Source organism: Arthrobacter phoenicis, assembly GCF_047238215.1.
GTDB lineage: Bacteria > Actinomycetota > Actinomycetes > Actinomycetales > Micrococcaceae > Arthrobacter.
In genome coordinates this window covers 308,670-331,635 of sequence record NZ_JBDFMK010000001.1, presented here as the reverse complement: position 1 = coordinate 331,635, position 22,966 = coordinate 308,670, and the positions used below count along the sequence as shown (strand labels likewise).

Sequence of the window (22,966 nt, the reverse complement as noted above, 5' to 3'; positions counted from 1 at the left end):
TGTTTACCGTTTTCCCGGTGGTGCGTGTTGTGTCTGTTTGTTTTCAACGGAGAGTTTGATCCTGGCTCAGGATGAACGCTGGCGGCGTGCTTAACACATGCAAGTCGAACGATGATCCGGTGCTTGCACCGGGGATTAGTGGCGAACGGGTGAGTAACACGTGAGTAACCTGCCCTTAACTCTGGGATAAGCCTGGGAAACTGGGTCTAATACCGGATATGACTCCTCATCGCATGGTGGGGGGTGGAAAGCTTTTGTGGTTTTGGATGGACTCGCGGCCTATCAGCTTGTTGGTGAGGTAATGGCTCACCAAGGCGACGACGGGTAGCCGGCCTGAGAGGGTGACCGGCCACACTGGGACTGAGACACGGCCCAGACTCCTACGGGAGGCAGCAGTGGGGAATATTGCACAATGGGCGGAAGCCTGATGCAGCGACGCCGCGTGAGGGATGACGGCCTTCGGGTTGTAAACCTCTTTCAGTAGGGAAGAAGCGAAAGTGACGGTACCTGCAGAAGAAGCGCCGGCTAACTACGTGCCAGCAGCCGCGGTAATACGTAGGGCGCAAGCGTTATCCGGAATTATTGGGCGTAAAGAGCTCGTAGGCGGTTTGTCGCGTCTGCCGTGAAAGTCCGGGGCTCAACTCCGGATCTGCGGTGGGTACGGGCAGACTAGAGTGATGTAGGGGAGACTGGAATTCCTGGTGTAGCGGTGAAATGCGCAGATATCAGGAGGAACACCGATGGCGAAGGCAGGTCTCTGGGCATTAACTGACGCTGAGGAGCGAAAGCATGGGGAGCGAACAGGATTAGATACCCTGGTAGTCCATGCCGTAAACGTTGGGCACTAGGTGTGGGGGACATTCCACGTTTTCCGCGCCGTAGCTAACGCATTAAGTGCCCCGCCTGGGGAGTACGGCCGCAAGGCTAAAACTCAAAGGAATTGACGGGGGCCCGCACAAGCGGCGGAGCATGCGGATTAATTCGATGCAACGCGAAGAACCTTACCAAGGCTTGACATGAACCGGTAAGACCTGGAAACAGGTCCCCCACTTGTGGTCGGTTTACAGGTGGTGCATGGTTGTCGTCAGCTCGTGTCGTGAGATGTTGGGTTAAGTCCCGCAACGAGCGCAACCCTCGTTCCATGTTGCCAGCGCGTTATGGCGGGGACTCATGGGAGACTGCCGGGGTCAACTCGGAGGAAGGTGGGGACGACGTCAAATCATCATGCCCCTTATGTCTTGGGCTTCACGCATGCTACAATGGCCGGTACAAAGGGTTGCGATACTGTGAGGTGGAGCTAATCCCAAAAAGCCGGTCTCAGTTCGGATTGGGGTCTGCAACTCGACCCCATGAAGTCGGAGTCGCTAGTAATCGCAGATCAGCAACGCTGCGGTGAATACGTTCCCGGGCCTTGTACACACCGCCCGTCAAGTCACGAAAGTTGGTAACACCCGAAGCCGGTGGCCTAACCCCTTGTGGGAGGGAGCTGTCGAAGGTGGGACTGGCGATTGGGACTAAGTCGTAACAAGGTAGCCGTACCGGAAGGTGCGGCTGGATCACCTCCTTTCTAAGGAGCGCCTACAACAACCCCGCCAGGCCGCATGGTTTGTGTGGTGGTGTTGTCAGGAGTAGGCCCGTTGCGCAGACGTTTGTTCTGCGGCGGGTGCTCATGGGTGGAATATCAACGAATAGGTGCCTGTCGGGTTTTTGCCGGTGGTTAGTACGGAAGACGCGCTCCCTTGTGGGGTGGGTGTTCCTGGAACGCTTCGGTGGGGTTCTGGTGGGTAGTGTTTGGCACACTGTTGGGTCCTGAGACAACAGGACCATGTTCTGTGTCCGTCTCTTTTTGGGGGTGGGTGCGGGGTGTGGGTTTTGTGTGTTTCTGGTTTCCTGGCTGCGACGCCCTGCGCGCTGTCGACCTTCTGCTTTTGGCAGGGGGTTGGTGTGTGGGGTGTGTGGTACGGGGTTGTTGTTTGAGAACTACATAGTGGACGCGAGCATCTTTTATAAGAAGCAATTTCCAAGAATATGAACCTGGATCTGGCTGCGCTCGATGGTGTCACCCTTTGGGGTGGTGTTGTTGTGGTGTGGTTGGTTTCTGTGGTTCTCTCGAAATTACTCCTTGATCTTTTGTGGTCAAGTTTTTAAGAGCACACGGTGGATGCCTTGGCATTAGGAGCCGAAGAAGGACGTAGGAATCTGCGATAAGCCTGGGGGAGTCGATAACCGGACTGTGATCCCAGGGTGTCCGAATGGGGAAACCCCGCCAGGGGCGCGAGTTGCCTGGTGACCCGCATCTGAACACATAGGGTGCGTGGAGGGAACGCGGGGAAGTGAAACATCTCAGTACCCGCAGGAAGAGAAAACAATAGTGATTCCGTTAGTAGTGGCGAGCGAACGCGGATCAGGCTAAACCGTTCCATGTGTGATAGCCGGCGGGCGTTGCATGGTCGGGGTTGTGGGACTTTCCGTTCTGTCTCTGCCGGGACAGTGGGGTGAGAGCGTGGGCATAGGTGAACGGTCTTGAAAGGCCGGCCAGAGAGGGTGTGAGCCCCGTAACCGAAATGTTTTTACGCCGCCTGGAGAGTATCCCAAGTAGCACGGGGCCCGAGAAATCCCGTGCGAATCTGTCAGGACCACCTGATAAGCCTAAATACTCCCTAATGACCGATAGCGGACCAGTACCGTGAGGGAAAGGTGAAAAGTACCCCGGGAGGGGAGTGAAACAGTACCTGAAACCGTGTGCTTACAATCCGTCGGAGCAGCCTTGTAGTTGTGACGGCGTGCCTTTTGAAGAATGAGCCTGCGAGTTAGTGTTACGTCGCGAGGTTAACCCGTGTGGGGAAGCCGTAGCGAAAGCGAGTCTGAATAGGGCGTTGCAGTGGCGTGATCTAGACCCGAAGCGAAGTGATCTACCCATGGCCAGGTTGAAGCGACGGTAAGACGTCGTGGAGGACCGAACCCACTTCAGTTGAAAATGGAGGGGATGAGCTGTGGGTAGGGGTGAAAGGCCAATCAAACTTCGTGATAGCTGGTTCTCCCCGAAATGCATTTAGGTGCAGCGTTGCGTGTTTCTTATCGGAGGTAGAGCTACTGGATGGCTAATGGGCCCTACAAGGTTACTGACGTCAGCCAAACTCCGAATGCCGGTAAGTGAGAGCGCAGCAGTGAGACTGTGGGGGATAAGCTTCATAGTCGAGAGGGAAACAGCCCAGACCACCAACTAAGGCCCCTAAGCGTGTGCTAAGTGGGAAAGGATGTGGAGTTGCGAAGACAACCAGGAGGTTGGCTTAGAAGCAGCCATCCTTAAAAGAGTGCGTAATAGCTCACTGGTCAAGTGATTCCGCGCCGACAATGTAGCGGGGCTCAAGTACACCGCCGAAGTTGTGGCATTCAGATTTTTGCTAAGCCCTTGTGGTTCAGGCGTCTGGATGGGTAGGGGAGCGTCGTGTGGGCAGTGAAGTCGCGGTGTAAACCAGCGGTGGAGCCTACACGAGTGAGAATGCAGGCATGAGTAGCGAAAGACGGGTGAGAAACCCGTCCGCCGAATGATCAAGGGTTCCAGGGTCAAGCTAATCTGCCCTGGGTAAGTCGGGACCTAAGGCGAGGCCGACAGGCGTAGTCGATGGACAACGGGTTGATATTCCCGTACCGGCGAAAAACCGCCCATGTTGAACAGGGGATACTAACCGCCCGAGACCTGCCCGATCACCCTTGTGGTGTGAGGGTTTTGGTGGAGCGCGGGACCGAAACCTGGGAGGCAAGCGTATTAACAGGTGTGACGCAGGAAGGTAGCCGGGCCGGGCGATGGTTGCCCCGGTCTAAGGATGTAGGGCGAACGGTAGGCAAATCCGCTGTTCATGATGCCTGAGACCCGATGGGACCCCCGTATGGGGGGATCCGGCGATCCTATGCTGCCGAGAAAAGCATCGACGCGAGGTTTTAGCCGCCCGTACCCCAAACCGACACAGGTGATCAGGTAGAGAATACTAAGGCGATCGAGAGAATTATGGTTAAGGAACTCGGCAAAATGCCCCCGTAACTTCGGGAGAAGGGGGGCCCCTATCGTGATGGACACTAGCTGTCCGGAGCGTGGCGGGGCCGCAGAGACCAGGGGGAAGCGACTGTTTACTAAAAACACAGGTCCGTGCGAAGTCGCAAGACGATGTATACGGACTGACTCCTGCCCGGTGCTGGAAGGTTAAGAGGACCGGTTAGCCGCAAGGCGAAGCTGAGAATTTAAGCCCCAGTAAACGGCGGTGGTAACTATAACCATCCTAAGGTAGCGAAATTCCTTGTCGGGTAAGTTCCGACCTGCACGAATGGAGTAACGACTTCCCCGCTGTCTCAACCATAAACTCGGCGAAATTGCAGTACGAGTAAAGATGCTCGTTACGCGCAGCAGGACGGAAAGACCCCGAGACCTTTACTATAGTTTGGTATTGGTGTTCGGAGTGGCTTGTGTAGGATAGGTGGGAGACGTTGAAGCCCGGACGCCAGTTCGGGTGGAGTCATCGTTGAAATACCACTCTGGTCACTTTGGACATCTAACTTCGGCCCGTAATCCGGGTCAGGGACAGTGCCTGATGGGTAGTTTAACTGGGGCGGTTGCCTCCTAAAAAGTAACGGAGGCGCCCAAAGGTTCCCTCAGCCTGGTTGGCAATCAGGTGTCGAGTGTAAGTGCACAAGGGAGCTTGACTGTGAGAGAGACATCTCGAGCAGGGACGAAAGTCGGGACTAGTGATCCGGCGGTACATTGTGGAATGGCCGTCGCTCAACGGATAAAAGGTACCTCGGGGATAACAGGCTGATCTTGCCCAAGAGTCCATATCGACGGCATGGTTTGGCACCTCGATGTCGGCTCGTCGCATCCTGGGGCTGGAGTAGGTCCCAAGGGTTGGGCTGTTCGCCCATTAAAGCGGTACGCGAGCTGGGTTTAGAACGTCGTGAGACAGTTCGGTCCCTATCCGCTGCGCGCGCAGGAAATTTGAGAAGGGCTGTCCTTAGTACGAGAGGACCGGGACGGACGAACCTCTGGTGTGTCAGTTGTACTGCCAAGTGCACCGCTGATTAGCTACGTTCGGATGGGATAACCGCTGAAAGCATCTAAGCGGGAAGCTCGCTTCAAGATGAGATTTCCATACACCTTGTGTGTGAGAGGCCCCCAGCCAGACCACTGGGTTGATAGGCCGGATGTGGAAGCGAGGACTAAAGACTCGTGAAGCTGACCGGTACTAATAGGCCGATAACTTACACCACACACCACCCCCGCCAGCATCGACTGGAACACAGCGGGGTGGGTATGAAGAACAAGACTGCTTGCGTCCACTATGTGGTTCCCAACCAACAAACCCGCCACCGGGTTGTGTTGACTGGCGAACCGAATGAATATGATTGAATACAACACCACACTGCCCTAAAAGAGCAGAGTTGTAACCACAATAGATTTCCCACCAACCCCAGGGTTGGCCCGGGTAACAGGGTTACGGCGGTCATAGCGTGGGGGAAACGCCCGGTCCCATTCCGAACCCGGAAGCTAAGACCCACAGCGCCGATGGTACTGCACCCGGGAGGGTGTGGGAGAGTAGGTCACCGCCGGACAACCATTAGGTCGAGAGCCTCCAACCACACGGTTGGAGGCTCTCCCACTTTAACCACCACCACAGGCCGGACCTAGGGTCGGTGGGCGCCATGGGAAGGCCGGCACTGAGCCGGGGTTCCGGTTCCGGAGCCTGAACAGATGCAGCCACCCGGCCGCCCGTCGTCGTGGTTGTTCACGTCGTCGCCCTAGCGGGTCCAGACATTCTGAAGTCTCCGGCCCGGTGACCGCCGTTTCCGCGAGGGGAAGTCCTGGGCGGGCCTGCTTGCTTGGACAGTCCTGTGAGGCTTGCCACCGCTGAGCCCACGGGGTCGCCGACAGTTAGCCGGGGGAGTGCTCCTCGCCTAGAATTGGATGAGATGTACGGACTTCGAAGCGCTTGATTTCGGGTTGCGTAGGAACGAAACACGAAAAACAGAGCGGCTGCGATTGCGCCAGTGGTCGGCTCACAACAGGAGGAATCCAGCATGGCTGATCACAACGACGGTAACCGCGGCCGCGACGACCGCGGCAACTTTGGCGGGGGTCGGAACGCCGGCGGCGGCGGATTTCGAGGGGCCAACAACTCCGGCGGCGACCCCCGCGGCTTCCGCGCCCGGGACGATCGTGACCGTAAGCCTTTCGGTGACCGTCCGGCCCGTGATGGTGAGCGCCGCAGTTTCGGTGGCGATCGTGACCGCAAGCCGTTCGGTGACCGTGACCGCAAGCCCTTCTCGGGTGGGAACGATCGTAAGCCGTTTGGTGATCGTCCGGCCCGTGATGGTGAGCGCCGCAGTTTCGGTGGCGATCGTGATCGTAAGCCGTTTGGTGATCGTCCGGCTCGTGATGGTGAGCGTCGCAACTTCGACGGTGACCGTGACCGCAAGCCGTTCGGTGACCGTGACCGCAAGCCCTTCTCGGGTGGGAACGATCGTAAGCCGTTTGGTGATCGTCCGGCCCGTGATGGTGAGCGCCGCAGTTTCGGTGGCGATCGCGATCGTAAGCCGTTCTCCGGCGGAGACAACCGCAAGCCCTTCGGCGACCGCGAGGACCGCCCTGCCCGCAGCTTCGACCGCGGCGACTCCGGGCCGCGCCAGTTCGGCCGCGACCGCGCGGAGGACCGTCCGGTCCGCCAGCCCAACGCCGCCGACCTGCGCAGCGCCAACCGCCCCGACCGGGACCGTTCGCCCGAAATCGACGAGGACGTCACGGGCAAGGAACTGGACCGCGCCACGCAGCACCAGATCAAGACCCTCGAGGACAACAGCGCGTCTTGGGTGGCCCGCCACCTGGTCATGGCCGGGCGCCTGATCGACGACGAACCGGAGCTGGCCTTCCAGCACGCCCTCGCGGCCAGCCGCCGCGGCGGCCGTCTCGCCGCCGTCCGCGAGGCCGTGGGCCTCACCGCCTACTCCGCCGGACACTACGGTGAAGCCCTGCGCGAGTTCCGCACCTACCGCCGGATCAGCGGCTCCAACACGCATCTGCCCGTCATGGCCGACTGCGAACGCGGTCTGGGCCGTCCGGACCGGGCCCTCGACATGGCCCGCTCGGAGGAAGCCAAGGACCTGGACGCCCCTGGCAAGGTGGAGCTGGCCATCGTGGCCGCCGGTGCACGGACCGACCTCGGCCAGCTGGATGCCGCCGTCTCCGAGCTGGAGATCCCGCAGCTGGACATCAACCGCGCCTTCTCCTACAGCCCCCGCCTGTTCCGCGCCTACGCGGACGCGCTGACTGCCGTGGGCCGCGAAACCGAGGCCGCCAAATGGCAGCGCCAGGCCGTCGTGGCCGAGAACGCCCTGGGCCTCGGCGTCGACGAGGAACCGGACATCATCGATCTCGGCTGGGACGAGGAAGAAGAAGCCCGCGAGGAACAGCGCCGCCGTCGCCTCCTGAAGGAGCAGGCGGACCGCCAGGCAGGAATCACCGCTGACGAGGCTCCTCGGGCCGCCAGCGCCGCCGCGGTCGCCGGCTTGCCGGAGAACGCCGAAGGCCGGGCCGACGACGTCGACGCAGGTTCCGACGACGAGGAAGCCGGCTTCTTCGAGTCCGACGACGCCGAATCCGACGAGGATTCGGTGGAAGCCGACGAGCTGCCCGGCCACGAGGACCACGCCGGCAACCGGGACCACACGGAGGACTAGGCCTCGATGGACCAGAACTGGCTGATCTCGCGCTTCGACGCGCTCCTTTCGGACCTCGACGGGGTCGTCTACGCGGGGCCGCACGCCATCCCCGGTGCCGTCGAGGCGTTGGGACGGCTTGCGGGGATTGGCGTCGGGCTGGGCTACGTGACGAACAACGCGTCGCGCAGCCCCGCCGAGGTCGCCGCCCACCTGCGTGAACTGGGCGCGCCCGCCGAGGATGAGCAAGTAGTCAGTTCCTCGCAGGCCGCCGGTGAACTGCTGGCCGCCAAGCTGCCCCCGGGTTCCCGCGTCCTCATCACCGGTGGTCCCGCCCTGGCCCGCGAGATCGAACTCGCGGGCCTGGTGCCGGTCCGCAGCCAGGCCGACGAGCCCGTGGCCGTCGTCCAGGGCTTCCACCCGGACTTGGGCTGGAAGGACCTGGCCGAGGCGGCTTATGTCGTCGCCGCCGGCGCCCTCTGGGTGGCCACCAACACGGACCTGTCGATCCCGCAGGCCCGCGGCATTGCCCCCGGCAACGGCACCCTCGTGGCCGCCGTCGCCTCCGCCACCGGCAGCACGCCGCTGGTCGCGGGCAAACCCGAAGCGCCGCTCTTCCACACCGCAGCCAAGCGGCTTGCCGCAGACCGGCCCCTGGTGGTCGGCGATCGCCTGGACACCGACATCCTCGGCGGCAACAATGCCGGATTCGCCACCGTGGCGGTCCTGACCGGCGTCGACACCCGCGAGAGCATCCTCGCCGCCCGGGCCGCCGAACGCCCCGGCTACCTGATCGAGGACCTCAACGGACTCTTCCAGCCCTACCCGGATATCGAGCACGACGGCGGGGCAGGGTTCCGCTGCGGCGCCGCCACCGCCGTCGTGGACGGCACGGTCCTGCGCATCACGGGGGACCCCGCGGACCTCGATGCCTGGCGCGCCGGGTGCGCCGCGTGGTGGGCCGCCACCCCGGAGGCCGCCACCGCCCATGCGCCGGAGCTGCACTGGACCGGTCACTAGACTGGAAGGCATGATCGAATCGCCCCGCCCCGCCGAGCCCGCACCCGCGGGCACACCCGGCGACGGTGACACCCGCCCGGACTGGCCCGAGCGCACGGCGGACGCACCGCTGGCCGCCGACCCCGCCGTCGAGGCGCTGCTCGAACCGCTGGACACCCTCCCTCAGCTCCCGGTGGCCGACCACGGCGACGTCTACGCGGCCCTGCACGACGCGCTGGCCGACGCCCTGAATGAGGACGTGACGGGGGAGGCCCGCGCATGACCCGGCTGGATCAGGCGCTGGTCAGCCGCGGACTCGCCCGCTCCCGCACCCACGCAGCCCGGCTAATCGCCGACGGCAAGGTCAGTTCGGCGGGCACCGTCCTGGCCAAGGCCTCGCAGCAAGTGGATGACGCGACCGGCCTGGACGTCGCCGCCACACCGGGGGACGACTACGTCAGCCGCGCCGCGCACAAGCTCGCCGGCGCCCTCGACGCCTTCCCCGCCGTCGCCGTCGACGGGAAGCGCTGCCTCGACGCCGGCGCCTCTACGGGAGGCTTCACCGAGGTGCTGCTGCGCCGTGGCGCGGCGCACGTGGTGGCGGTCGACGTCGGCCACGACCAGCTGGTCCCGCAGATCCGCAACGACCCGCGGGTCTCCGTGCACGAGGGCCTGAACGTCCGATACATGACCCCGGAGACCATCGGAGGGCCGGCCGTGCTCACCGTCGCGGACCTGTCCTTCATCTCCCTGACCCTGGTGGTGGCACCCCTGGCCGCCTGCACCGAACCCGGCGGGGACCTGGTCCTGATGGTCAAACCGCAGTTTGAGATCGGCAAGGACCGGCTGGGCCGCACCGGCGTCGTCACCTCCGAGCGGGAACGCCGGCTCGCCGTCGAAAAGGTGGCCTCCGCGGCCCTGGACGCCGGACTGGAACTGGCCGGGCTGGCGCAGAGCCCCCTGCCCGGGCAGGACGGAAACGTCGAGTACTTCCTGTGGATAAAACGCGCGATCCGGGCGGACCTGCCTAAGATCGAAGAGCGGGACGCGGCCCTGACCGCGCTCCTTGGAACCATCTGGACCTAACCAGCAGCCCATGCAGCAATCAAAGCAGTAGAAGGCGGAACCTGATGAGCAGGCGTGTCCTCATCCTTGCCCACACCGGCCGCGAGGACTCCCTCAAGGCCGCCTGGGACGCGTGCGCCATGCTGCACGCCGCAGGCATCGTGCCCGTGATGCAGAAGTCCGAACTCGGCGACATGGTGCGTTTCTACGGCCGGCTGGACCAGCCCGTGGAGGTCCTGCACGACCATGTGAAGCTGCACGACGTCGAACTCGTCATGGTGCTCGGCGGTGACGGGACCATCCTGCGCGCCGCGGAACTGGTGCGCGAGGTGGACGTGCCGATGCTGGGCGTGAACCTCGGGCACGTGGGCTTCCTGGCCGAGAGTGAGCGCGCAGACCTCGCCCAGACCGTGGACTGGATCGCCAGCCGCCAGTACACGGTGGAGGAGCGGATGACGATCGACGTCCAGGTGTGGGTCCGGGGCCAGAAGATCTGGCACACCTGGGCGCTGAACGAGGCGGCGATCGAGAAGGGCAACCGCGAGCGGATGCTGGAGGTGGTCACCGAGGTGGACGAACGCCCCCTGACGTCCTTCGGCTGCGACGGCGTCGTCCTCGCCACGCCCACCGGCTCCACCGCCTACGCCTTCTCCGCCGGCGGCCCCGTGGTGTGGCCCGAAGTGGAGGCCCTGGTCATCGTCCCGATCAGCGCCCACGCCCTGTTCGCCAAGCCGCTGGTGGTCTCGCCCCGCTCCCGGCTGGCCGTCGAGATCCTCGGCCGGACGGACGCCCAGGGCGTGCTCTGGTGCGACGGACGCCGGTCCGTGGACCTGCCGCCGGGAGCCCGCGTGGAGGTCACCCGTTCCGCGACCCCGGTCCGGCTGGCACGCACCCACCAGACCCCGTTCTCCGGCCGCCTGGTCAGGAAGTTCGAGCTCCCCATCCAGGGCTGGCGCGGCCCGGTGCCCCAACCGGACGCCGTCCCCACCGGGCCGATGCCGGTGGTGCGCACGCCCCGGCCGATGCCGCTGCCCGACCCCACCGATCCCTCGACTGCGAAGTGACCCATGCTTGAAGAACTGCGAATCCGCGACCTCGGTGTCATCACGGACGCCACCCTCCCGCTCGGCCCCGGCCTGAGCGTGGTGACCGGCGAGACCGGTGCCGGGAAGACCATGGTCGTCACCGCCGTCGGCCTGCTCCTCGGTGCCCGGTCCGACGCCGGAGCCGTGCGCAGCGGCGCCAAAAGCGCCTCCGCCGAGGCGGTCCTCAAACTCGACGCCGGCCACGCCGCCGTCGAACGCGCCCGTGAGGCCGGCGCCGAGGTCGAGGAGTTCGACGGCGGCGCCGAACTGCTCCTGGCCCGCAGCGTCGGTGCCGACGGGCGCAGCCGCGCCTACCTGGGCGGCCGGACCGCCCCCGTGGGGGTACTCGCCGAGATCGGTGGCGCCCTGGTGGTGGTCCACGGACAGTCCGACCAGATCCGGCTGAAGAGCGCCGTGGCGCAGCGGGAGGCGCTGGACAAGTTCGCGGGGGAGCCTCTCGCCAAGACGCTCGCGGCGTACCAGCAGCTCTACACGCACTGGAAGGGCAGCCAGGCCGAGCTGGACGAGCTGCGCAACGCGGCGCGGGAACGGCTCCGCGAAGCCGAATCGCTGGAGGCCGCCCTGGCCGAGATTGACGCCGTGGAGCCGCAGCCCGGCGAGGACGAGGCGCTAAAGGCCGAGGCGGTCAAGCTTGCCAACGTCGAGGAGCTGCGGATCGCCGTGAGCACCGCGCACCAGGCCTTGATCAGCGAAGACTTCGGCGAGGAAGCCGACGCCACCACCCTGGTGGACGCCGCCAAGCGCACCCTGGAACACGTCGCCGAGCACGACGCCGAGCTCGGTTCGGCGGCCGCCCGGCTGTCCGAGGTGGGCTTCCTGCTCAACGACATCGCCGGCGAGCTGGCCAGCTACCAGGCCGGCCTCGACACCGAAGGCCCCGAGCGGCTCGCCCAGATCGAGGACCGCCGCGCCGCCCTGGCCGCACTGGTGCGCAAATACGCGCCGAGCATCGACGAGGTGCTGGTCTGGGCCGACCAGGCGCGGGAACGCTTCACCGAGCTGCAGGACGACTCGACCCGGATCGAGGCCCTGGAGGCCGACGTCGTCCGCTCCGAAGCCGAACTGACCAAGCAGGCCGCGGCGATCAGCAAGGCACGCAAGAAGGCGGCCAAGGACCTCGCCGCCCGCGTCAGCGCCGAGCTGACCGCCCTGGCCATGGCCGACGCCACGCTGGTGATCAACGTCGAAGCCGGGGACGGCCTCGGGCCCTACGGCGCGGACGAGATCGCATTCCTCCTCCAGCCGCACTCCGGCGCCCCCGCCCGCCCGCTCGGCAAGGGCGCCTCGGGCGGTGAGCTCTCCCGGGTGATGCTGGCCATCGAGGTGGTGCTCGCCGCCGTCGACCCGGTCCCCACCTTCGTCTTCGACGAGGTCGACGCCGGGGTGGGCGGCCGTGCCGCCGTCGAGATCGGCCGCCGGCTGGCCATGCTCGCCCGGCACGTCCAGGTCCTGGTGGTCACCCACCTGCCCCAGGTGGCGGCCTTCGCCAACCAGCACATCCGTGTCACCAAGACCTCCGTCCGGGGATCCGACGGCGCCACCGCCACCGGCTTCACCTCCAGCGACGTGCAGCTCCTGGATGAGTCCGAGCGCGTCCGCGAACTCGCCCGCATGCTGGCCGGCCAGGAGGACTCGGAGTCGGCCCGCGCCCACGCCCAGGAACTGCTCGACGACGCGAAGCTCCTGCCGCAGCAGGCGTGACCCCGCGCCCCGCTGGGATGACTATCACAGCGGCGCGATTCAGACCCTCAGAAGACCGATTTGATGATAGGCTCAAATTCCGTGGTGCAGCGATCAAATTCCCGTGTAAATTCCCGGTTCCCGGGCTCGTCCAAGACGACCAAACACATCTTCGTCACCGGCGGTGTGGCGTCCTCGCTCGGAAAGGGTCTGACGGCTTCGAGCCTCGGCCACCTCCTGCGGGCACGCGGCTTGTCTGTAACTATGCAAAAGCTCGATCCCTATCTGAATGTGGATCCGGGCACGATGAACCCCTTCCAGCACGGCGAAGTCTTCGTGACCGACGACGGCGCCGAGACCGACCTCGACGTCGGGCACTACGAGCGCTTCCTCGATGAGAACCTCGAGGGTTCCGCCAACGTCACGACCGGCCAGGTCTACTCCACCGTGATCGCCAAGGAACGCCGCGGCGAGTACCTCGGCGACACCGTCCAGGTCATCCCGCACATCACCGACGAGATCAAGCGCCGTATGCGGCTGCCCGCCGAGGGCAAGAACGCCCCGGACGTCATCATCACCGAGATCGGCGGCACGGTCGGCGACATCGAGTCCCAGCCGTTCCTCGAGTCCGCCCGCCAGGTCCGCCAGGACATCGGCCGGAACAACGTCTTTTTCCTGCACGTCTCCCTGGTCCCGTACATCGGACCGTCCCAGGAACTGAAGACCAAGCCGACGCAGCACTCCGTGGCTGCGCTGCGCTCCATCGGTATCCAGCCCGAGGCGATCGTCATCCGCTCGGACCGCGAGGTTCCCCAGGCGATGCGCGACAAGATCGGCCGGATGTGCGACGTCGACCTCGACGCCGTCATCGGCTGCCCGGACGCCCCGAGCATCTACGACATCCCCAAGACGCTGCACTCCCAGGGCTTGGACTCCTACATCGTCCGCGCGCTGGACCTGCCGTTCAAGGACGTCGACTGGACCAGCTGGGACACCCTGCTGGAGGCCGTGCACAACCCTAAGCACGAGGTTGAGATCGCCCTGGTCGGCAAGTACATCGACCTGCCGGACGCCTACCTGTCCGTGACCGAGGCGCTGCGTGCCGGCGGCTTCGCGAACAACACCAAGGTCAAGATCCGCTGGGTCCCCTCGGACGAGTGCGACACCGAAGCCGGCGCCAAGAAGGCCCTGGCCGGCGTCGACGCCATCTGCGTTCCCGGCGGCTTCGGCATCCGCGGCCTCGAGGGCAAGCTCGGCGCGCTGAAGTTCGCCCGCGAAACCAAGCTCCCGGTCCTGGGCCTGTGCCTGGGCCTGCAGTGCATGGTCATTGAATACGCCCGCAACGTCGTCGGCCTCGAAGGCGCCTCCTCCTCCGAGTTCGAGCCGGACTCCAAGTACCCGGTCATCGCCACGATGGAAGAGCAGTTGGACATCGTTGACGGCAAGGGCGACCTGGGCGGCACCATGCGCCTCGGCCTGTACGAGGCCAAGCTGGAAGAGGGCTCGGTCGTGGCCGAGACCTACGGCACCACCACGGTCAGCGAACGTCACCGGCACCGCTTCGAGGTCAACAACAAGTACCGCGACCAGATCGCGGCGCAGGGCCTGGTCTTCTCCGGTACCTCCCCGGACGGCAAGCTGGTGGAGTACGTGGAGCTTCCCCGCGAGGTGCACCCGTACTACGTCGCCACGCAGGCCCACCCGGAGCTGAGCTCCCGGCCGACCCGCCCGCACCCGCTGTTCGCGGGCCTGGTCCGGGCCGCCCTGGACCACCAGCACGGCGCCGGCCAGCAGGACGCAGCTCAGCCTGCCGCCGAGGCCGGCAAGGGCACGGACGGCAAGCCGGCGGCAAAGGCCGCGGCGCAGGCCAAGTAACACCAACTACATCAAAGGACGGCGCGATGCCCGGAATGTCTGAGACCCATGATGCTGCACGGCAGGTTTCAGATGAGCCGAGCCCGCGCCGTCTTTTGTCGTCCGAGAAGGTCTATGAGGGCCGGATCTGGGACGTGGTCAGCGACAGCTTCCAGCTGAACGAGGACGGCGACGCCCTGACCCGCGACTACATCGATCACCCCGGCGCGGTGGCCGTGCTGCCGATGAACGACGACGGCGAGATCCTGCTGATCAAGCAGTACCGGCACCCGGTGGGCATGGCGCTGTGGGAGATCCCGGCCGGGCTGCTCGATGTCGAGGGCGAAGACTTCGTTGCGGGCGCCGCCCGGGAACTGGCCGAGGAAGCCGATTTGGTGGCCGCGGAATGGAACGTGCTGGCCGACTTCTTCAACTCGCCGGGCTCCTCCAGCGAGGCCATCAGGATCTACCTGGCCCGCGGGCTGAGTGACGTGCCCGGCCACGAACTGCACGTCCGCACCGACGAGGAAGCCGAGATCGAGCTGCACTGGCTGCCGCTGGATGCGGCCGTCTCGGCAGTGCTGGAGGGGCGCCTGCACAACCCGTCCGCCGTCGTCGGCATCCTCGCCGCTGCCGCGGCCAAGGCCGACGGCTTCGACCGGCTCCGGCCCGCGGACGCGCCCTGGCCCGCGCACCCCAGCCAGCGCGGATGACCGGCCTGCTGGCGGCGGAGCCTCCCGCGGCGGCCGCCTCCGCTACCGACCCGGCGGCACCGGCAACCGGGGCCGCGACGGCTGACCCGCCCCGGCCGCCCACCGCCGTCGACCGTGCCATCACCGACTACCTGCAGCACATGGGGGTCGAGCGCGGACTGGCCGCCAACACCCTGTCCGCGTACCGGCGGGACCTGGCCCGCTACGCCCGCCACCTGGCGGCCGCCGGGCGCAACCGACCCGAGGACATCACCCGGCGCGACGTCACCGCCTTCGTCCAGGCCCTCTCCGACGGCTCCGACGGCGGGACCGCGCTGGGCGTCCGTTCCGCCGCCCGAACCGTCGTCGCTGTCCGGGGGCTGCACAAGTTCTGGGCCCTCGAGGGCCTTACCCCGACCGATCCCGCCAGCGACGTCCACCCCCCGATGCCCGGCAAGCGGCTGCCCAAGGCCATCACGGTGGACGAGGTGACCCGCATCCTGGAGGCGGCGGGCACGGACACCGCCACGGGTTTGCGCGACCGGGCGTTGCTGGAATTCCTCTACTCCACCGGGGCCCGCATCAGTGAGGCGGTCGGACTGGACGTGGACGACATCGCACTGGCCGGGAGCGCTCCCGACGACGGCGGAGGGCCGGCGATCGTGCGCCTCTTCGGCAAGGGCTCCAAGGAACGGCTGGTGCCGCTGGGGTCCTACGGTGCCCGCGCGCTCGACGCCTACCTGGTCCGGGGGCGGCCTCTCCTGGCGGCCAAGGGCAGGGGCACACCCGCTTTGTTCCTCAACGCCCGCGGCGGCCGGATCAGCCGCCAAAGCGCCTGGACCATCCTGAAAACGGCTGCCGAGAAGGCCAACATCACCAAGGACGTTTCCCCGCACACGCTGCGGCACTCCTTCGCGACCCACCTGCTGGAGGGCGGTGCCGACGTCCGCGTGGTGCAGGAACTGCTGGGGCACGCCTCCGTGACCACCACGCAGGTCTACACCCTGGTCACCGCCGACACGCTGCGCGAGATCTACGCCGCCGCTCACCCGCGCGCCCTCGGGTAGCCGCCGGCGCTCTCCCGGCGCGTTCCCCAGACGTTGCGGCACCTGATTTTCGACACGCCCGTGTGTAAGGATCCGGGCATCCCGGGACACTGATTGGGTAGAACCACGTCATCGATTGTTCGGGGGAAACATCATGTTGGCTGCGAAGGAGCAGGCATTCATTGAGCTGCATGACCAGCACGCCGCCCGTGTCTACGGCTACATTGCCCGCCGCATCAACGACGCCCACCGGGCCGAGGAGCTGGCCGCGGACGTCTTCCGCATCGCCTGGGAGAAACAGTTGCCTGAACCGCCCGGCATCGGCTGGCTCCTGGCAACCGCCCGGAACGTCCTCGGCAACGAATACAAGGGCCGCCGCCGTCGGCAGGAACTGTTCGAACGCCTCGCCGAGGAGGCGCGCACCGAGGACGCCACCACCGCCGGTGACCAGCGCTCCGTTGTGGCCGCCGTGCTGTTGAAACTCCGGGACAAGGACCGCGAAATCCTCATGCTGACGTACTGGGAGGACCTCAGCGGCGCCGAACTGGCCGCGGCCCTCGGCTGTTCGGTATCGGCCGCCGGCGTCCGGCTGCACAGGGCCCGGCGTGCCTTCGCGAATGCCGCACCCGCCAACCTGATGACAGAACGGAGAGACTAGCCATGGACCGCATCGAACAGCTCATGAAGGACATCAAGCCGTCGGTCACGGTCCCGGACCACCGGGTCCTCCGCTCGGAGGTGACGTCCACGGACCCGAACGTGGTCACCATGCCGCGGACCCATCGGGCCCGGGGCGCTTCGGCACTGAGCAGTCCAGGGCACCGCGAGCGGACCCGGAAACGCCGCACCAGGATTGCCACCGTGGCTGCCGCCGGCCTCGCCGCCGCCGCGGTTGCGGGCGCCGTCGTCGTGGGCGGGAACTTCCCGACGGCCCCCGGACCCGCGCAGCCGGTACCCGCCGGGCCGAACATCACGATCAGTGAGAGCGCCCCGCCCCCGGCCCCGGCGTCGCCGTCAGCATCGCCGTCGTCCGCTCCCGTGCAATCCGGGCAGCCCTCGCACAGCCAGTCCGTGCCGCTCAGCACCGGGGGCGTGGCCTGCACCATGGCAAACGTCGACCAGCAACGCAACGACCAACAGCGGGCGATCATCCCCGTGCCCGCCAACCAGCAGCAGTACTACACCGTGCTGGGCTGCGCCGACGGCTGGCTCGCCTACTCCACCTCGGAGGAAGGGGCGATGGCCATGAAACTCGACGGCGGCAATGTCTGGTTCCACCTCGCCAAGCTTCAGAACGGGCGCTTCCTCTGTGACTACCGGCAAGTCTGGTCGAGCGTATTTGACTGGGACTTCCAGGCGCTGAACAACCAGGGGTTGACGGCGCAGCAGGCCATGGACAAGGAGTTTGCCGAGAAGGGTATTCCGGTCACTCTGCGGCCGCAGCTGGTCGGCGAAGGCCCGGCCGGCAAATAGAGAGGCGCCCGGACGGCAGCTACTAGGCTGAAACCATGACAGCCGCACCCGTGACCCTCTGCTTCGCCCTCCGGGACACGCCCGACGGGACCGAGGTGTTGCTCGGCCTCAAGCGAACCGGGTTCGGGCTGGGAAAAATTGTGGGCATCGGCGGCCACGTCGAACCCGGGGAGACCGACGCCCAGGCGGTCGTCCGTGAGGTGTTCGAGGAAACCGGGCTGATCGTCGCCGAACCCGACCTCAGCCACGCCGGCCTCGTGGAGTTCATCTTCCCGGCCAGGCCCGAGTGGAACATGTCCTGCCGGCTCTTCACCACCCGGCGCTGGGACGGCGAACCCGCCGAAAGCCGCGAGATCACCCCGGAATGGTTCAGCACCACCGCCCTGCCCCTCGAACGCATGTGGCAGGACGCCGAACACTGGCTGCCGCCGACGCTCTCCGGCGAGACGATCGACGTCGTCGTCGTCCTGAATGACGACAACGAAACGGTGGCCTCCGTCCGCTACCCCGATGAGCAAGGGAAGGGTACGAAGGGGACCGGCGCGTAGCGCCAAGGCGCTTCGCGCCGGGAAACGATACTAACCGGCGGGGCGACACCTGCAGTCATTCCCCAGGCCGGTAGCCTAGGCGTGAAAACGCCGGATCCGCCGGCACCCGATCCGCGCACCCTGGAGGTCCGGCATGAGCGGCAACAACCTTCACCTCCCCGGCGACGACGACGGCGACTATCCCGACTCTGCCGACCGCGGAGACACTTCGGGAGACGCTCGACGGCGCTGGCCCCTGGCCGCCGCCGTCGTCGTGCTCGCCCTGGCGGCGGTGGGAGGCGGCGTAGCCGTCGCGGCAACCATGGGGTCCAAGGCGCCCGCGGCAGCCTCATCACCGACGCCCTCCGAAACCCCGACGACGCCAGCCGTGGCGCCGTCGACCAGTGCCGCGGCCGCCCCGTCGCAAACGGCAACACCCACCACCACCGCCACGACCCCGGCCGCCGCCAACACTCAGCCGCCCACCGACGCCGCCGCCGAGTGGCGGACATTCACCAGCGCCGACCGCCGGATCAGCTTCGAGTACCCCGCAACCTGGACGGCGACCCAGGCCCCGCCCGCCAACACCGGGTCGACGGACGTGGAGGTCGCCGACGAATCCGGCGTGATCGTGGCATCCCTGCACTCCGGACCGTCGGGCGGCGTCGGGGGAGCCTGCGAGGGACCGGTGCCCTACACCGTCCTCGACTCGGTCAACGTCGACGTCCCCTACCAGCCGACCAAGGGCTCCGTGAGCCCGAGGTTCGCCTTCCGCGCACTGCAGGAAGCCGACCACGTCACGGCGTCCTACGGACTCACCAGCTCCCCGGCCGGTCAAAACGGCAGCACCTGCATGTTCTACAACATTGTCAGCGGGCCCTCCGACTCGCCGCTCTTCTCCTTCGCGGACGCCTACCAGGTGACCACCGGAGTCCAGCAGCAGATCCCCGGCCACAAGGGTCCCAAATCATTCCCCTCGATGGCCGATGCCCGGGCCTACATGCAGAGCGCCGAGTACCTCAACGCCAAGCGCATGATCACCTCGCTGAAGGTCATCCAGGGCTAGCCCCGGCGCGCTACCCGAAACCCCACCAAACACAGCGGCCCGGCCACCCACAAAGGGGTGGCCGGGCCGTTGTCTTTGCTTTACCGCCTGAGGCGGGGAAGCGAGACGGGAGTTACGGCACGTGCCGCTCTTCCACGCCGTTGTACTCACTCAGCGGGCGGATCAGGGAGTTCGAGTCGAGCTGCTCCATGATGTGCGCCGTCCAGCCGGTGATCCGGCTGGCGACGAACAGGGGAGTGAACGTCGGGGTGTCGAAGCCCATCAGGTGGTAGGTCGGTCCGGCCGGGTAGTCGAGGTTCGGCTTGATGGCCTTGGCCTCGTCCATGGCGGTTTCCAGCCCGTTGTACAGCCCCAGCAGCTCGGGCCGTCCGTAGTGCGCGATCATCTTGTCCAGCGCCGCCTTCATGGTCGGGACGCGGGAGTCACCGTGCTTGTAGACGCGGTGGCCGAAGCCCATGACCTTCTTCTTCTTGGCCAGGGCGTCCTCCATCCAGGCCTTGGCCCGGGCGGCGGCCTCCTCGAGCGACTCTTCCTGCCGGATGCCGATCTCGTCGAAGGTGTGCATGACGGCCTCGTTGGCGCCGCCGTGCAGGGGTCCCTTGAGCGCACCGATCGCCCCGGTCACGGCCGAGTGCAGGTCAGAGAGCGTCGAGGTGATCACCCGCGCGGTGAAGGTCGAGGCGTTGAAGGAGTGCTCCGCGTACAGGATCATCGAGACGTTGAACGCCTCGACGACTTCCTGGACCGGCTCCTCGCCGAACGCCATCCAGAGGAAGTTGGCCGAGTAGCCCAGGTCGTCGCGGGGCTCCACGACGTCCTGCCCGTGCCGCCGGCGCTGGTCGTACGCCACAACAGCGGGCATAGCGGCGAACAGGTCCACGGCCTTGGCCATATTGGCCTCCCGGGAGGAGTCCTCCGCCAGCGGGTGCCGGGCGCCCAGCACCGACGCCGCCGTCCGGCAGACATCCATCGGGTGCGCCGTGACGGGAAGGGCGTCGATGACGGTCTTCAGCACCGGGTCCAGTGCACGTCCGGCGCGCTCCTTGGCGGTGAACTCCGCCAGCTGCCCGTCGGTCGGCAGCTCGCCGTTCCAGAGCAGGTAGGCCACTTCCTCGAAGCTGCACTTGGCGGCCAGCTCCTGGACGGGGTAGCCGCGGTACAGCAGCGAGTTGGTTTCCGGGTTGACCTTGGACACCGCGGTGTAGTCCACCACGACGCCGGCAAGGCCCTTTTTGATCTCGTTGTCAGCCATGCTGAACTCCTTTGTTCCTAACGCCTGTTGTCCGGCCGGGGCCGGCGGTCCGGTGGGGTGTCAGATGCCGGGGATCTGGAAATTGAACACCCCGGTGTCAAAGCGGTTATAGGCCTCGTAGTCCACGAGGTCGTACAGCCGTGCACGGGTCAGCATGTCGGGAACCTGTGCCTCCTGGGTGCCGTCTGATTTGATCGTCTCCAGAGTACGCTCCGCCGCGCCCATGGCACTACGAAGCAGGGTCACCGGGTAGATGATCATGTTGACGCCGACGCCGGCCAGCTCGTCCACCGTGAACAGCGCGCTCTTGCCGAACTCGGTCATGTTCGCCAGGATCGGTACGTCCACGGCGTCGCGGATGGCCTGGAACTCGGAGAGATCCTTCATGGCTTCCGGGAAGATCGCGTCCGCACCGGCCTCCACCAGGGCCTTGGCGCGCTGCTGGGCAGCTTCCAGGCCGTCGGTTGCGCGGATGTCGGTGCGGGCCATGATCAGGAAGTTCGGGTCCCGGCGGGCGTCGGCCGCGGCGCGGATCCGCTTGGTGGCGGTGTCCAGGTCCACGACGTTCTTGCCGTCGAGGTGCCCGCAGCGCTTCGGGTTGAACTGGTCCTCGATGTGCAGGCCGGCCAGGCCGGCGTTCTCGAGTTCCTGGACGGTCCGGGCGACGTTCATCGGCTCACCGAAGCCAGTGTCAGCGTCCACGATCGACGGCAGGTCCGTCATCCGGGCGATCTGCCCGGCCCGGGTGGCCACCTCGGTGAGCGTGGTCAGCCCGATGTCCGGCAGGCCCAGGTCGTTGGCCAGGACGGCGCCGGAGATGTACACCCCGGCGAAGCCCTTTTCCTCGATCAGCCGCGCCGAGAGCGGGCTGAACGCGCCGGGGAACTGCGCGATGGTGCCGGAGGAGAGCAGCTCACGGAAACGGATCCGCTTCTGCTCCGGCGTGGTCTTCGAGTACAGCATTAGAAGAGTCCCTTCGGTGCGGCCGTCAGGTCGATCACGCCGTCGGCGGCCTTGATGTTCAGCTGGTCCAGCTCACCGGCGGCGAGCTCGGGCAGGCGGGCGGCTGCGGTGAGGAAGCGCTCGATCTCTTCCTCGGCCACGAGGCCCGCGGCGAGGGTGCGGAACTTGTTCACGTACTGCTCGCGGGCGAACGGCCGGGCGCCGAGCGGGTGGGCGTCGGCGACGGCGATCTGGTCGGTGATGACGGTGCCGTCCTTGAGCGTGATCTCCACCGAGCCGCCGAAGGCCTTCTCGGCGATGTCCAGGCTGTGGTAGCGGCGGGTCCATTCGGGATCCTCCACCGTGGTGACCTTGTGCCAGAGTTCCACCGTGTCCGGCCGGCCTGCGCGCTCGGGGGAGTAGGAGTCCACGTGGTGCCAGCGGCCGTCCTGCAGGGCGACGGTAAAGATGTAGGGAATGGAGTGGTCCAGGGTTTCCCGGCTGGCGGTGGGGCTGTACTTCTGCGGGTCGTTCGCGCCGGAGCCGATCACGTAGTGCGTGTGGTGGCTGGTCTTGATCAGGACGGACTCGACGTTGGCCGGGTCCGTGACCTCCGGGTGCTCGCCGTGCAGCTTGCGGGCCAGGTCGATCCAGGCCTGCGCCTGGTATTCGGCGGAGTGCTCCTTGGTGTAGGTGTCCAGGATCGCGCGCTTGGCCTCGCCCTCCTCGGGCAGCGGTACCAGGTAGTCCGCGGTGGGGCCGTCCAGCATCCAGGCGATGACGCCGTCTTCGCCTTCGTAGATCGGCACAGGGGAGGTCTGGCCGCGCATGGCGCGGTCTGCGGCCTCGACGGCCATCTTGCCGGCGAACGCCGGGGCGTGTGCCTTCCAGGTGGAGATCTCGCCCTTGCGGGACTGCCGGGTGGCGGTGGTGGTGTGCAGGCCCTGGCCGACGGACTGGAAGATGGTCTCGACGTCGAGGCCCAGCAGGGTGCCGATGCCGGCGGCGGCGGAGGGGCCCAGGTGGGCGACGTGGTCGATCTTGTGCTTGTGCAGGCAGATGGCCTTAACCAGGTTGACCTGGATTTCGTAGCCGGTTGCGATGCCGCGGATCAGGTCGCGGCCGCTGGAGCCGACGTGCTGGGCGACGGCCAGGATCGGCGGGATGTTGTCGCCCGGGTGGGAGTACTCGGCGGCCAGGAAGGTGTCGTGGTAGTCGAGTTCGCGGACGGCCACGCCGTTGGCCCAGGCAGCCCATTCGGGGGAGACGCGTTCCTCGATGCCGAAGACCTTGGAACCCTTGCCGCCGGTGCTGGGGCCGTGGGTGAGGGCCTGGGCGCGGGCGGCCACGATCGGCGCGCGGTTCAGCGAGGCGATGGCCACGGACGCGTTGTCGATGATGCGGTTGATCACCATGTCGGTGACCTCGTCGGTGACCTCCACCGGGTCAGCGGCGACCTTGGCGATCTTGTAGGCCAGCTGGTCCTCGCGGGCCAGGTTTTCCTCGCTCTTGTAGACGCGGACGTGGTGTTCCTTGACCATGGTGCTCCTTCTGAGGGGGTCC

Annotated in this window: 17 protein-coding genes and 3 rRNA genes; 16 read left to right on the top strand and 4 right to left on the bottom strand. The window is 66.2% G+C overall.

The features are described from left to right. Positions 1-43: 43 nt before the first annotated feature. From ABC337_RS01495 to rrf, 3 genes are all read left to right on the top strand, one after another. Positions 44-1,567, top strand: a 16S ribosomal RNA gene (locus ABC337_RS01495). 567 nt (positions 1,568-2,134) lie between these two features. Beyond that, a 23S ribosomal RNA gene (locus tag ABC337_RS01490) occupies positions 2,135-5,259 on the top strand. A gap of 225 nt (positions 5,260-5,484) precedes the next feature. Further along, positions 5,485-5,601 (top strand): 5S ribosomal RNA (gene rrf, locus ABC337_RS01485). Together the 16S, 23S and 5S rRNA genes form the textbook arrangement of a ribosomal RNA operon. Before the next feature lie 444 nt (positions 5,602-6,045). Here the strand turns inward: rrf and ABC337_RS01480 are convergent. Continuing rightward, positions 6,046-6,819 carry a hypothetical protein gene (locus tag ABC337_RS01480; protein WP_412882645.1) on the bottom strand — a complete coding sequence of 258 codons (774 nt, stop codon included), beginning with the start codon at positions 6,817-6,819 and terminating at the stop codon, positions 6,046-6,048. Between the two features lie 36 nt (positions 6,820-6,855). On the opposite strand from ABC337_RS01480, the gene ABC337_RS01475 reads away from it, so the two are divergent. The 13 genes from ABC337_RS01475 to ABC337_RS01415 all read left to right on the top strand — a co-directional run bounded on the left by ABC337_RS01475 (position 6,856) and on the right by ABC337_RS01415 (position 19,209). Continuing rightward, a complete protein-coding gene (locus tag ABC337_RS01475) occupies positions 6,856-7,722 on the top strand; it encodes a hypothetical protein (protein WP_412882646.1) in 867 nt (288 codons plus the stop codon). A 6-nt stretch (positions 7,723-7,728) separates the two neighbouring features. Further along, positions 7,729-8,721: an HAD-IIA family hydrolase gene (locus tag ABC337_RS01470; protein WP_412882647.1), complete on the top strand. Its 993-nt coding sequence runs from the start codon at positions 7,729-7,731 to the stop codon at positions 8,719-8,721. 10 nt (positions 8,722-8,731) lie between these two features. Then, entirely contained in the window at positions 8,732-8,983 is a 252-nt protein-coding gene (locus ABC337_RS01465; protein WP_412882648.1) for a hypothetical protein, read from the top strand. Next, complete coding sequence (locus ABC337_RS01460; protein ID WP_412882649.1) at positions 8,980-9,786, top strand: TlyA family RNA methyltransferase; 807 nt, start codon at positions 8,980-8,982, stop codon at positions 9,784-9,786. The genes ABC337_RS01465 and ABC337_RS01460 overlap by 4 nt, the downstream gene beginning before the upstream one ends. Positions 9,787-9,830: 44 nt before the next feature. Next, a complete protein-coding gene (locus ABC337_RS01455) occupies positions 9,831-10,829 on the top strand; it encodes an NAD kinase (RefSeq protein ID WP_412882650.1) in 999 nt (332 codons plus the stop codon). Between the two features lie 3 nt (positions 10,830-10,832). Further along, positions 10,833-12,572 carry a DNA repair protein RecN gene (recN, locus tag ABC337_RS01450; RefSeq protein WP_412882651.1) on the top strand — a complete coding sequence of 580 codons (1,740 nt, stop codon included), beginning with the start codon at positions 10,833-10,835 and terminating at the stop codon, positions 12,570-12,572. 63 nt (positions 12,573-12,635) lie between these two features. Then, positions 12,636-14,426: a CTP synthase gene (gene pyrG, locus ABC337_RS01445; RefSeq protein ID WP_412882652.1), complete on the top strand. Its 1,791-nt coding sequence runs from the start codon at positions 12,636-12,638 to the stop codon at positions 14,424-14,426. Positions 14,427-14,452: 26 nt separating this feature from the next. Beyond that, positions 14,453-15,118: an NUDIX domain-containing protein gene (locus ABC337_RS01440; protein WP_412882653.1), complete on the top strand. Its 666-nt coding sequence runs from the start codon at positions 14,453-14,455 to the stop codon at positions 15,116-15,118. Then, on the top strand, positions 15,115-16,164 hold the full coding sequence (gene xerD / locus ABC337_RS01435) for a site-specific tyrosine recombinase XerD (RefSeq protein ID WP_412882654.1): 1,050 nt from the start codon (positions 15,115-15,117) through the stop codon (positions 16,162-16,164). Before ABC337_RS01440 ends, xerD begins: the two co-directional genes overlap by 4 nt. A gap of 133 nt (positions 16,165-16,297) precedes the next feature. Further along, positions 16,298-16,801 (top strand): RNA polymerase sigma factor, encoded by a 504-nt coding sequence (locus ABC337_RS01430; protein WP_412882655.1) that lies wholly within the window; start codon positions 16,298-16,300, stop codon positions 16,799-16,801. 2 nt (positions 16,802-16,803) lie between these two features. Then, entirely contained in the window at positions 16,804-17,616 is an 813-nt protein-coding gene (locus tag ABC337_RS01425) for a hypothetical protein (RefSeq protein ID WP_412882656.1), read from the top strand. 35 nt (positions 17,617-17,651) lie between these two features. After that, positions 17,652-18,164, top strand: a complete 513-nt coding sequence (locus tag ABC337_RS01420; protein WP_412882657.1) for an 8-oxo-dGTP diphosphatase — start codon at positions 17,652-17,654, stop codon at positions 18,162-18,164. A 133-nt stretch (positions 18,165-18,297) separates the two neighbouring features. Further along, positions 18,298-19,209, top strand: a complete 912-nt coding sequence (locus tag ABC337_RS01415; RefSeq protein WP_412882658.1) for a hypothetical protein — start codon at positions 18,298-18,300, stop codon at positions 19,207-19,209. 112 nt (positions 19,210-19,321) lie between these two features. Here the strand turns inward: ABC337_RS01415 and ABC337_RS01410 are convergent, their stop codons facing one another. Genes ABC337_RS01410 through ABC337_RS01400 form a run of 3 tightly spaced genes read right to left on the bottom strand, consistent with a single transcriptional unit; the run spans position 19,322 to position 22,944 of the window. Next, positions 19,322-20,461, bottom strand: coding sequence for a bifunctional 2-methylcitrate synthase/citrate synthase (locus ABC337_RS01410; protein WP_412882659.1), 1,140 nt, complete (start codon positions 20,459-20,461; stop codon positions 19,322-19,324). Between the two features lie 60 nt (positions 20,462-20,521). Further along, positions 20,522-21,424 carry a methylisocitrate lyase gene (gene prpB / locus ABC337_RS01405; RefSeq protein ID WP_412882660.1) on the bottom strand — a complete coding sequence of 301 codons (903 nt, stop codon included), beginning with the start codon at positions 21,422-21,424 and terminating at the stop codon, positions 20,522-20,524. After that, positions 21,424-22,944, bottom strand: coding sequence for an MmgE/PrpD family protein (locus ABC337_RS01400; protein ID WP_412882661.1), 1,521 nt, complete (start codon positions 22,942-22,944; stop codon positions 21,424-21,426). The genes prpB and ABC337_RS01400 overlap by 1 nt, the downstream gene beginning before the upstream one ends. Between the last annotated feature and the right edge of the window lie 22 nt (positions 22,945-22,966).